The following is a 12,183-nucleotide window of genomic DNA, read 5'->3' as shown; positions in this document are numbered from 1 at the left end:
ATTTCTTAAAAAGTGCGTAATATGCAATATCATTATATTTTGTTTGGGGCATTCTATTCTTCATGAGGGGGATGTTCCCATTAAGAATGCGATAAACAAAAGCGGGAAACAATACCTAATCTTTATTATTAAAAATAATATTGTCTTGAATCTTTTGAAAATTGTGAAGATGAATAAAAAAATAACGATAAAAATGGACGTTGGCTTTTCATATGAAGATTTCACCAACACTTTTAAATAGTTGGAAGAGAAAGGAAAGCAAAAGGATGTATCTTAGCACAAAAGTATACGTAAATTCATTTAAGAGCCATATGATATCGTGCAACAATATTTACAGATAAAAAATAACTAATTATGTGTTATATGCAAGAAAAACTTACTACTTATAATGTAATTATCTTATTATTATTATAAAACAAGATAAAAATTGAATAAATTTGCGGAAAAACAATTTTTGAATAAGTAGGGAATTATGAGGAAGAGTAACCAAATTCCCACTAATATTACTGTTATTAACAGTGTTATAAATGGTAGCCATATAAAAGCTGCAGCTATACAGCCAGAGATGATTGGTACACTCCATAGATAGGCAAATGCGCCAACAAGGTCTTCATCGATAAATGCATCAGAGAATTCTTTATTTGGAGTACCATAGCATTTTATAATCGCTTTGCATTGTCCCACTCACATCATAAAACTCGTTATGCACATTATGAAGGATATAAAAACAGCTTGTTTTTTAGGTCTTGTTCAAAAAAACATATTTAAGTAGTGCGACTGCGCTAAATAACGAAGAAAATGCTGGAAGGAATAGAAAAGAACACCTAAAATATTCTTTTTTCCATTCTACTGTAACGATTTTAAGCATCCCGCCCCAATGAAAAGATTGTAAACAAAAATCCTAATATACTACATACGATAAGATCTCCAAAACTCATATTTTCATCTTTCTTTTTGTGTGTTTATTTTGTGGATTCATCAATATATTCATATCAATACGTATTATATCTTTTGTAGAGTAGATCACATTTCATTCATGTATGGTAAGATTATGTATAGCGTTATACATCTATAACGTCTGAAATTACTGGTTTTTTTATTACCTAAAGAAAATATTTCTTACATTAGAAAATATAGCAATAGCTTCAAAAACAGTAAAGAATAATCCCATCTAGAGCTGGTAAAGGCGTGTAAAGGGTGTAGCTAATAAATGATGTGTATTTTAAAAGGAAGATAGAAGTTAAAGGTGCAGAGAACACTGAAAATAAAGTCGGTAATGAGTGGAGGGGATATTCTATTTGGAAAAAACAAGCCATGGATAGTCCAATTGTCTGGCTACTTATGCAAGATTTTGTAAGGTGTTTTCTTTGATAGTTAAGGGTATAGCAAGTGTTAAATCGATGGAGCGTATTTTTTGTTTGGATTGATGAAGCAGATGAGTTAGAAAAACAGTTTAGAGAATGCTTTTTGATATTGCCATGAATTAAAAAGAACACCAATAATTGCAAGATGTTGTTTAGAATGATTTATTGTTCTTGCAAAAAAGATATACATATAATAATATATAGAGGCAAGTGTGCTAAGTGTGGGAGGGGAAAAGTTGGTTATGGGGCGTTTAAAAAACAAGGATATTGTTCATAAAAATTGGGGGAGGGCGCTAGGTTATGCTTTTTAATTTTTTCCGGATCGGATACAACCTTCAAATTTTGTGAAGGTGTGTGATATTTAATATTTCAAAGTATTTTATTTCCAGTTTAATGAAAGTGTGGAGCAAATGTCCATATTGAATATATTCTCTGTGATACATTTAGATTGAACAAAAGCTTATTCAAAAAAACATTGGTGCTAATCTTGTGACACAATTTCAGAAATCAATTGAATAAAATAGAACAAAGTATCTGCATGTGAATAAAAACATAATGAAGCATGCAAAAAATTTGAAGCTAATTTTTAAAGTTTTAATACAAATGATAGCCAAAAGATAGAATTTCTTTGTTTAAAATATATGGTATAAAATATCGACGAGATAGATTTAAACTATTGAAAAAAATAAAAAAAGATAATGTTTAAGTCAGAAACTTTCTATGTAGATGATAAGTTATTACATTCAGTAATGGTTATATGAAATCCATAATAAGAAAAATTTTGGAAGTATTTATAAATTTTGCAACAAGATGCAAGATTGAAAAAATAATTATATAACAACAGCAAAGCAACAAAACAAGATATTAAGTAACATCAGATGAGGTGGTTACATTATACATTAGAAGAGAAAGCATTAATACTAATGTTATGAAAAGCGTCTGGTGAATTTAGGTTATAAAATTGGAAGGAGTGAAGAGAGATAAAATGCGTAAATAAGGATGGTGCAGTGGTTATGATGTACCAATAAACAGCGGCAGCACATTTTAGTGCACAGAACGAGAAGTTGTTAGAAAAACTATGAAAATAATGGGGGATTTAAAATGTCTAATATCTATGATTGGTCTCTAAAGGCTGATGAAAATGCTTATTCAGATAGTATCATTAATTGGGCAGAAGGACAGCCGCCTAGTTCTGTTAATGATAGTGCACGGGCGATGATGCAGCGTGTGCGCGAATATCTTGCAGATAATGGTGGATCTATTAATTCAAGCTTTATAGTAAATTTGGAAGATAAAACAACATTAATTACCTTAAAGACAGTTTCGCCTATAAAGAAATACAACAATGATATCGTCATACGTTTTAAAGCTTGTGGTGTAAATATTGGCGTGACAACAATAACTGTTAATAATATAGGAGAAAAGCTTATCTATAAAGCCACTGATACGGGGGTTATACCATTAGAAGGTGGAGAATTTCAAACAGATGGCATTTATGAAATGGTATATAATAATGGTGTTTTAATAAAAGAGCATGAGGGTTGGTATTTATTAAACCCTACACCACCAAAGATAGAAAGTTTCCCCTCTGGATTCATTGCAACATTTGCTATGCAAAATGTGCCAAATGGTTGGCTTTTATGTGATGGTAAGGCCTATAAGCGTGAAGATTATCCGCAGTTATTCGAGGCAATAGGTGATAAATGGGGAAAAGACAGCAATAAAACTTTTAAAGTTCCCGATTTTAGAGGCATGTTTTTACGCGGCTTTGATAATGGTCGGGGTTTAGATGGTGGTAGAAAGTTTGCAGATGAACAACAAGATAGCATAAAATCACATACGCATATTGGGAGTATTGAAAACGCAGGCGAGCATGCGCATAATTTTGAGTATCAAGGGGTAGGATGGCCCGTTGGTGATATTGGGAGACTCCCGAATCATTATACTTATAATGCAACCCTGAAAGGGAGAACAGCTTCTGCTGGTGCACATACACACAAGGTAACTCTTTCCCATACGGGTGAGGCAGAAACGCGCCCTGTTAATACAACCGTTGTCTATGCTATAAAATCATGAGTATGTTTAAGTAATAATAATCTATACACCTTGATAATTTTGTTAACGCGGAGCAATTCCGCGTTATTTTCTATGCATATGAAAAGGAAATCTATATTGTTAATAGAATACTTGAGAGCGTCAAAAAACAATTTTAAAATGATTGAAAGAAAGAGTTAAGGATATAATTTATTTTATAATTATATGATAACATAGGGAAAATGTGTAAAAATCATTTAAACTGTGCCGTGAAGAGATCTGGAGATATATTTTTTCACAAGGTGTTTTGATAGGGGAAGGTAATAAAATTATTCAACCTGAGGCATAAAAAAGTACAATATTTTTAGCGTTTTTTTGTACAAAAATAGCATATCCCTGTATGAGTTAATTCATCTTATAAAGAGATTTCTCACCTTGTTGTCGATTTCATTTCTTTGCATTGCCATGGTAGGAGGCTTTATCTGTAAATGATAGTTCCCCTTTGAGTGGAATCATCATTATGCTTATGAAGCAGAAGACAAACGCTATTTCTATACTCTCTCCTCATCCCTATATTCCGCATTGTTTTTGCATTAGGGGGCTTACAAGAAGCGTTATTGAGTTTATTTTAAAGTTTTTATTCAATAGGTTAATTCTTTATGATATGCCAATAAACAATTTTTTAATAGAGAGAGAAAAGTAAAAATATCATTGTAAATCAATATTTATTTATACAAAAAGCTAAAATATATGTATTATAAAGAAAACATTACCATTAAAGTTACAAATAAATCTTTTATGCAGGGGAGAAAGGTACTTGATTTCTATATGGTCCTTAGAAGATATAATAATACACCCGTTATTATAACAAAGGCATTTATACGCATTTCTTGAATCATTTTTATAAAGATAAAAGTGATAGAAAGAGTGGGAAAACGCATGTTTATGTTGTATAAATTTGTATGATATAACAGTTTGATAGCAAATAAAATTTCACATGTTTTTAGTTACGTAAAATCTTAAAAGATTTTAAACTGGTATTTTTTTCCAAAAATATCTTTAGGGTAATTGGTCTTCTTTTTTAATGACAGATGACAAAAAGGAGTTCATATGAAAATAAAAAAGATTCTTGAATATTTGCGTGTTTTATTTTGCTATGGACTTTAGTTTTTAGATTGAAGCCGATAGCCTAGAGATCTAATTTCATAGGAGGATGTCGTTTGAGGGAGTATAAAAGGGATATCTTCTTTAGGTAATTCAGAAACGTTTAAAGAACAATGATAAACATTGCGGAGATTTTGTGTTGTCAACACATTAGTTGCATTTCCTTCGCAATAAATCTCACCTTCCTTGAGCAAGATCATGTTATCTGCATAATGTGCCGCGAGATTGAGGTCATGAAGAACAGCAAGAACGCCGCCACCAGAATGAGCAAATTGTTTAGCAATATCCATAACGATGATTTGATGTTGAATATCGAGGCTAGCAATAGGTTCATCTAATATCATCCAGCGAGGAATCCCATTATGAACAGGTTTCCAGACTTGGCAAAGTACACGGGCAAGTTGTACTCTAGCTTGTTCTCCACCTGATAATTGGTGATAATACAGGTTGCCATAATCAGAAAGGTCAACGCACTCTAAAGCTTTCTGGATAAGATTTTGCAATTCGGCTTTGGCAATGCTAAATTGGTTTACAGAAAGGCCAAGCCCTACAACTTCATGGACTAAGAATGGAAATACGAGCGTTGTTGATTGTGGTAGTACAGCGCGCATTTTTGCCATTACATGAGTTTTTGTTTGGCATACATTATAACCATTTAAGGTTATTTTTCCACTGTAAGGAATTTCACCACTCAGAGCTTTGATAAAAGTACTTTTTCCTGATCCATTAGGACCAATAATAATGGTAAAAGCACCACTTTTAGCTTGAAGATTAATGTGTTTAAGAATCTGCTTCTTTCCGCGCTGAACACAAATATTTGTCGCTTCAATCATGAAAAGTCTGTTCCTCGTTTGCATATAAGGATCCATAGAAAGAAAGGTGCACCAAAAAGTGCTGTTACAATCCCAATCGGCAATTCTGCGGGGGCAACAATTAAGCGTGCAAACATATCAGCAAAAATAAGTAATGCTGCTCCCAAGAGAGCAGAGCAAGGAATGAGATAGCGATGATCAGGACCTATGAGTTGACGTAAAATATGAGGAACAATAATACCAATAAAACCAATACCACCACTGACAGCAACAGCACTACCGCACATAAGAGCAACAAGGGGAATAGCAATATTTTTGACGCGTTGAATATGGAAACCAATATGGCCAGCAACAGCTTCTCCAAGAGCAAGGGCATTAAGTGCTCGTGATAAAAAGGGAGAGAAAAGAAGACCAATAACGATAAAAGGGAGAACAAGCCATACTTTCAACCATGTAGCGCCCGCAAGAGAGCCCAGACTCCAAAAAGTGATATCACGCAGTTGTTGGTCATTTGCGACAAAAATCAATGTTCCGACAACAGCACTGCTTAATGCACCAAGAGCAATACCTGCAAGCAGCATGGTTGCAATAGAGGTAAAGCTATTATGCGTTGCTATTATGTAGAGAATAATCGTTGATAAAAGTCCACCAAAAAAAGCACCTATGATAACTTTATAAGGCTCTAGAAAAGGTGCAAAAGAAACAGGAAAAGCAATGCCGACAACAATTGCTAAGACTGCTCCAAGTCCAGCACCTGCTGATACACCTACAATTCCGGGATCTGCAAGAGGATTACGAAAAAGCCCTTGCATAAGAACACCGGAGACAGCTAAGGCTGCTCCAATTAATAATCCCAAGATAACACGGGGAAGCCTTATGTCGATGAGCACGAGGTAATCACGCGTTTTACTACTTAGCGAAAAATCTTGTGTAAGTATCACATGGAGGAGATCAACGAAAGAAACCTTTGCTGCACCATTCAAGAGCCCACCAAAAATACTGAAAATAAGGAATATTATTAAGCTTAATAATAAAATTTTTCCCTGCTTTGAACGGTTTATTTTTTTACCTTCTTTTTCTTTAGGTAAATGCATCTTGGATGTACCGTCTACCATTTTTATCAGCTCTTACCGTTTTGATGTGCACCATAAAGTATCTCAATAAGCTCTCTTGATGCGTCTGCAGTACGTGGACCAAATCCCAAAAAATACATAGCATCCATCTGTTTTATGGCATGATTTTTCGCTGCAGTTGTTGCTTGAACTGCCGGTATGGCTAAAATCTTATCAATGCTGGTTGATCTTGCACCATGTTTTACAAGCAAAATAACATCAGGATCTGATTTCAATAATGCTTCGCCGTTGAGAAGTTTATATCCTTTATAATCGGTGATAGCATTGATAGCGCCTGAAAGTTTGATCATACTATCAGCTGCAGTACCTGTTCCAGATGCCATGACGCGTCCATTTTGCACAGAGAAAACAAAAAGAACACGCTTTGGTGTTGTTACTTTCGCCAAACGCGCATCGTTGTCTAAAAAATTACGCTTCAATTTCTCAATTAACGCCGCGGCTTGCACTTCCCGATGAATGGCTTGACCAACGAGGCGAATCTTTTCTATCACATTTTCACGGGAGTAGTCTTCTGGTATGATCACCAGAGGTATTGATGTTTTTTTGAGAATATCAATTGTTGAAGCGGGACCACTTCCTTCAACAAGCAATATACCCTCTGGAGCAAGTGATAAAACCCCCTCAGGTGAAAGAGCACGCATATATCCAAGCACAGGAAGCTTGAGCGCTTCTTGTGGGTAGACGCTTGTACTATCACGGGCGACAAGTTGATCTTGGGCTCCCAATGCATAGACAATTTCTGTAAGTGCTCCGCCGATAGAAACAATTCGAGCATTTTCAGGAAAACGCGTTGCAGGTTCAGCAATTACTTGTTTAGAAAAACAAGTAAGAGAGAGCAGTAAACACGTAAGAAAAAGGTTTGATAACCTATGTAAAAGAGATATGAACATGTCTAACCTTATCTTATCTTAGTTACTGCTGTTTTCTTGGCATGATGGCAAACTATTCAATAAAGAACGCCAATCTTCACGTTCTTTTTGACCCTCCTTGCGTACGCCAAAAAATTGAATAACCATCTCATCATCTTTATCGAAAACTTCAAGTGAACTGACATAACCATCACGGGTAGGTTTGCGAACATGCCATACTCTAGCAATCCCAGACGTGAGTAAATGAAGGTCAAATCTTGGATCAAGAACATTAAGCCAAGGTCCCATTTGCTTAATATTTTTTACAGTCCCACTAAAAATTTGAATACACCCTTTATTCCCAACAAAACACATGATTGGCAGTTCTTGTTGTGCGACTTGGTTAAGCATTATTTCAACAGCATTTACCTGTAATTCATCGGCAAATTCATTACCAACATATTTTACAGCATGATGTCGATTAATTTTAAATTCGGAAATAATTTTGTGAAGTTGGTGTACATCTGTCATTTTCCGCCAACGATCCCGAAAACTCTCAATATCCAATTCTGTTATGTCACATTGGGCTGGGAGAGAAACGGGAAGAATGTTAAGAACAGGAGACTGATCTTCAAGAAGGAGCTTTTCAACAAGTTCATTCCACTCTTCCATATTTGTCATATCTTTAGAATAGACCTTTAAAATAGCAACGCCATGTTGATCAAAGAATTGCAGACTTTTTGTAGGTTTTCCAAGAATAACGACATCATATTCAAAACCGAACTTCCATTGTTTTGTAAAAATACGCAAATCAATTTCACCAAGTGTGATAGGAATATGTTCGTTTTGAACAATTTTTTCAAAGCGTCCCGTTATTTCGTGAACAGCATATTCATTGCGAGTTAAGACCATGACGGTTCCAAGTCGAGGTGCATTTTCCAAGAGAGTAGCAACATCAGTTTGTAGCCTTTTTGCTTTTCCAATGGTACAATAAGCCGCAATAAGCTCCGCTTCAGATATACCAATCGAAACCGCAAAATCGCGGTTTCGCATTTCTTTTTTTTCTTCACGCAAACGAAGAATCATTTCAGCTGTATGTGCCATGAATTTACCTTATGTTACTTAACTCAAAAACTAACTTTCAAATTTTACAATTCCAAGGCAATAAATTAAATTCTTTTAAGAGTTCAATCTATCACAAAATAACACTCTATCGCCAACAGCTGAGCAATCAAAAAACGATAAAACAGAAAGAATTAAAACTTTTCTACCAAATCTTTGTAATTTTAAAGATGTTGAAAATAGAAACACAATAATTAATCCTTTTATCAATACGATTTTATTGACCGAATAATTAACAGAAGTGACTAAAACTTTTGTACAAACGACACCTTAAAGTTACGACCAGGCTGGCTATAATAATCTTTTGGTGTTGAACTTTTACCTGAAGGAAGTTCAGATACATTCCAATATTTTGTATTGAAAAGATTATAAACACCGGCTCTTAGAATAGGTCCCGTTTCACCGAATGGTTTCCACCACCCTGTCATATCAACGACATGATATCCTGGAATTTTTTGGTAATCAGATTCTCCGGCTACTTTGTCACGTTTAGCTGCCAAAGTAAGGATAATATCGCTTCCCCAAACCTCTTTTGCATATCCTAATCCGATAACTGCTTTCAAAGGAGGAATTGAGTTAAGATACTCCTTTTTATCAAGATCTTTTCCTTGTGAATAAGCAAGAGCAACATTGCTATGAAAACCATTTTTAAGAACTAAATGGGCTTTTGTCTCAACACCAAAAATTTGCACGTGAAAACGATTCATGTAATGCCGACGCGCAAATCTAAATTCCTCTGATGGCCCTCTATCCTCAGTATCTATGAAATTCTTATATTTATTGAAAAAGGCATTGAAGGAACCACCGAAATTTACATTTCCATACCGTAGACCAACATCATACCCATTGCTTGTTTCTGGTTGAAGATCAGGATTCCCTTTCACGTAATAAGCAGAAGGTTTGATATAAGAGACGTAAAGTTCTGAAATACGTGGTGCACGAAAAGCCTGTGCCCACTGAGCATAGAGCGTTACTTGATTACGAACATCCCACTCCACGCGTAATTTAGGAGAAAAGCGTGAACCATTTCTTTCTGGAGGGAATTTATCAGAAATCAGTGCTTTCTCATAAGAAGGTGTTTTCTGAGGAACATATTTGTACCAATCATACCGGATTCCCGGTGTTATACGAAAACGATCATCAACCAACCCAATTTCATCTTCAAAAACAAAACCTAAATTGTAACCATTTGTGTCTGGTGAATCTGATCGATTAGCAGGAACAAAAAGACATCCCCGAGCGTATTCTTTTATATGACAATTGTCTTTACCTAACAAATAGTGATGAAATTTAGATGACGAAACATTCATTACAAACTTTAACGTATGGTTTATAGTGCCAAAATCCACTTTTTTAAGGGCATCAGCATTGAAACCATAATTGATATTACGCAAGAAATTATCTCTCAAATAATCCCCTTTGGGAGCTGAAACACGAACGCCTGTCATAACGTAACGACTTGATTGCCTTTGCCAATAAAGCTGCCCATTAAACGCATCAAGAACTGCATCACCATTACCATTATAATTATAAGAAAGAGAAAAGCGCTCACGAAGTTTATTATCCTGCTCATAAACGGAACCTGGAGCGTATCTTTTAGACGAATTTAATTCATGTGTGTTACTATTATGACCAAAACGCTCTGCGGTAAAACCAAGGCGGTGATTATCACTCAAATATTGATGAATTTTAAAAAGCAAGTTATTTTTATCAAAGTGAGAAGGGTTTTTGCGCGTGCGTTCCTCATACCCTTCTACTGTTCCCATATTTTTGCGCTCATGACCTTCTACATAAGATCCTTGAAAAAGTAAAAATGTCTGGTAATTACGCACAGCAAAAGCTTGATCGATGCGCCAGCTGTTATCAACAGAATTATAACCACCTTTTATAAGGCTTCCCCAATTCTTTTCTTCCACGATCAGGTCTTCAGGATCAAGGGTACGCAACGCAATGATTCCCCCTAAGGCGCCAGAACCATAAAGACTAGAATCTGATCCTTGAATAGTATCAAACGTAGAAAGAGCATTGAAATCAAAAGTTGTGTTTCCACCTCCACCACGGAATATATCATTAAACCATGGAAGAGAAATACCATCCATTGTCATAAGAACACGGTTTGCATCTAAACCCCGAATAACGAAACTGTTATTTTCTGAGTTATAGGATACGGAAGGATTAAGACGACTCACATCATAAACATCAGTTATTTGTCTTTCATCAATATTCTTGTTGGTCTTACGATCAGTCAGAATGGTTATTGAATTTGAAGCATCTTCTATTTTTTTTCCTTTAATAAGGATTGGTTTAAGTTCAGTGACAGCACTTCCATCTTTATTTTGTGCAAAAACAAATGAAGGTATACAGACCGATAATGCACTTAAAATTACACAGCTTTTATAGATATTTTTTCGTCTTATTTGCATAACACATCATAACCCTTTTAAACATCCCCTCTCTGTTTTGAAATTTTTTTAATACAAAAAGGCTGGACTCACTGATTAAAACTTGCCAGCCAAGCAGGAATGATTTTGACAACGGCACAAAATCATTAGAAGACCATATTAAACATGACAAAATCAGTCAAGAAAAAAGTTGCAATTTCAAAATAGCCTGTTTTAATGAGATTGAACACCAATATTAAGCTTAAAATAGTGGCAGAAGAAACGATGAATTTTGCAAATACGAAACAATTATTAACTCTTTGGATTGGTGCATTTATTGGGGCTTTCTTTTTGCATGTATTATTGGCAGCACAGTTTTATTTTCAAAGTACTGGTATAAGTAATGGTTTGCTCTCGTCGGAGATTATGCTGACTTTTATGCAAGAAACTGTATATCCGGATGTTGATACAGACTTGCCAGATATTCATAGAGAGTTGGATATTAATACAGAGCAAGAAGTATTACAGTCTGATCTCCTAGAGCAGGAGTCAGAAGGATTGGAATCCGTGGATGAAGTTCAATCGGAAGAACCTCAGCATATAGTAGAACAAGATGACTTAAAGCCTTTGGAAGAACCCCTACCTCAAAAAGTGGAGCATAAAGCGTTTATCAAAAAAACAATACCGATGCCAAAGGCTGTAGTAAAGCGCTCCAATGCAAAGGCGGTACGTTCTTCTTCCATCAACAAGGGCGGCGGGACAGCAGGGCTTGAAGATATGTTGTTAATGGAGTGGTTAGCAAAGGTACAGTCACAATTAGAAAGACAAAAAAATTATATTGTGGGACAGCGCACCAATCGTACAAAAGGAACGGTGAAGTTAGAATTTATGGTGCATGAGCAGGGGAGTATTTTTTCTAGTCGTGTAGTAGTCTCTGCTGGTGACCCGGAACTTGATCGATTAGCGATGGCAGCCCTTCGACGCGTTGGTTCTTTTCCACCACCACCACCATCAAAAGTGAATAAAACAATTAGAGTATCCCTAATATTTAGCTGATTTTTATGCGGGGCGCTTTCTTATAATATATTGATTTATAATGATTGTTTATAATTTTAATGAAAGTTCAAATATAATTTATTCGAATTTTTTTGATGTTGAATCAATCAAAACCATCCGCTTACTTATGATACAAGTTGAGGAGGAGCATGGATAAAAAACTTCTAAAAAGCAGTGAATATACTTCTTATGAGTGCTCTAAATGAAAGGGCTTTTGCAACATTGGGAGTTAAGGGATGATAGAGCTATAGCTTTTATTAATTAAAGGT

General features: G+C 35.3%; 7 protein-coding genes. 2 read left to right on the top strand and 5 right to left on the bottom strand.

What is annotated here, in order from left to right:
* The first annotated feature begins 2,465 nt into the window (after positions 1-2,465).
* Positions 2,466-3,440, top strand: a complete 975-nt coding sequence (locus ACFIL8_RS01755; RefSeq protein ID WP_375611203.1) for a tail fiber protein — start codon at positions 2,466-2,468, stop codon at positions 3,438-3,440.
* Between the two features lie 1,121 nt (positions 3,441-4,561).
* Here the strand turns inward: ACFIL8_RS01755 and ACFIL8_RS01750 are convergent.
* From ACFIL8_RS01750 to ACFIL8_RS01730, 5 genes are all read right to left on the bottom strand, one after another.
* Complete coding sequence (locus ACFIL8_RS01750) at positions 4,562-5,395, bottom strand: heme ABC transporter ATP-binding protein (protein WP_375629313.1); 834 nt, start codon at positions 5,393-5,395, stop codon at positions 4,562-4,564.
* Positions 5,392-6,489: a FecCD family ABC transporter permease gene (locus tag ACFIL8_RS01745; RefSeq protein WP_375668209.1), complete on the bottom strand. Its 1,098-nt coding sequence runs from the start codon at positions 6,487-6,489 to the stop codon at positions 5,392-5,394. Before ACFIL8_RS01745 ends, ACFIL8_RS01750 begins: the two co-directional genes overlap by 4 nt.
* Before the next feature lie 5 nt (positions 6,490-6,494).
* Positions 6,495-7,397, bottom strand: a complete 903-nt coding sequence (locus ACFIL8_RS01740) for a hemin ABC transporter substrate-binding protein (RefSeq protein ID WP_375649502.1) — start codon at positions 7,395-7,397, stop codon at positions 6,495-6,497.
* A gap of 18 nt (positions 7,398-7,415) precedes the next feature.
* The gene (locus ACFIL8_RS01735) at positions 7,416-8,459 is read right to left on the bottom strand and encodes a hemin-degrading factor (RefSeq protein ID WP_375638087.1); all 1,044 of its coding nucleotides are present in this window, start codon (positions 8,457-8,459) and stop codon (positions 7,416-7,418) included.
* 263 nt (positions 8,460-8,722) lie between these two features.
* Positions 8,723-10,900: a TonB-dependent hemoglobin/transferrin/lactoferrin family receptor gene (locus ACFIL8_RS01730; RefSeq protein ID WP_375671827.1), complete on the bottom strand. Its 2,178-nt coding sequence runs from the start codon at positions 10,898-10,900 to the stop codon at positions 8,723-8,725.
* Positions 10,901-11,143: 243 nt separating this feature from the next.
* Between ACFIL8_RS01730 and ACFIL8_RS01725 the strand changes: the two genes are divergently transcribed.
* A complete protein-coding gene (locus ACFIL8_RS01725) occupies positions 11,144-11,914 on the top strand; it encodes an energy transducer TonB (RefSeq protein WP_375671849.1) in 771 nt (256 codons plus the stop codon).
* Positions 11,915-12,183: the final 269 nt, after the last annotated feature.

This window comes from Bartonella sp. AP57NXGY (genome assembly GCF_042195805.1).
GTDB lineage: Bacteria > Pseudomonadota > Alphaproteobacteria > Rhizobiales > Rhizobiaceae > Bartonella.
The sequence above is the reverse complement of the archived record's forward strand: the minus strand, read 5'-3'. Positions and strand labels throughout refer to the sequence as shown.

What these genes read in the sequence shown, in the direction of transcription:
- ACFIL8_RS01730 (WP_375671827.1), bottom strand. Translation starts at nt 10,900, where the DNA reads ATGCAAATAAGACGAAAAAATATCTATAAAAGCTGTGTAATTTTAAGT.
- ACFIL8_RS01740 (WP_375649502.1), bottom strand. Translation starts at nt 7,397, where the DNA reads ATGTTCATATCTCTTTTACATAGGTTATCAAACCTTTTTCTTACGTGT.
- ACFIL8_RS01745 (WP_375668209.1), bottom strand. Translation starts at nt 6,489, where the DNA reads ATGGTAGACGGTACATCCAAGATGCATTTACCTAAAGAAAAAGAAGGT.
- ACFIL8_RS01755 (WP_375611203.1), top strand. Translation starts at nt 2,466, where the DNA reads ATGTCTAATATCTATGATTGGTCTCTAAAGGCTGATGAAAATGCTTAT.
- ACFIL8_RS01735 (WP_375638087.1), bottom strand. Translation starts at nt 8,459, where the DNA reads ATGGCACATACAGCTGAAATGATTCTTCGTTTGCGTGAAGAAAAAAAA.
- ACFIL8_RS01750 (WP_375629313.1), bottom strand. Translation starts at nt 5,395, where the DNA reads ATGATTGAAGCGACAAATATTTGTGTTCAGCGCGGAAAGAAGCAGATT.
- ACFIL8_RS01725 (WP_375671849.1), top strand. Translation starts at nt 11,144, where the DNA reads ATGAATTTTGCAAATACGAAACAATTATTAACTCTTTGGATTGGTGCA.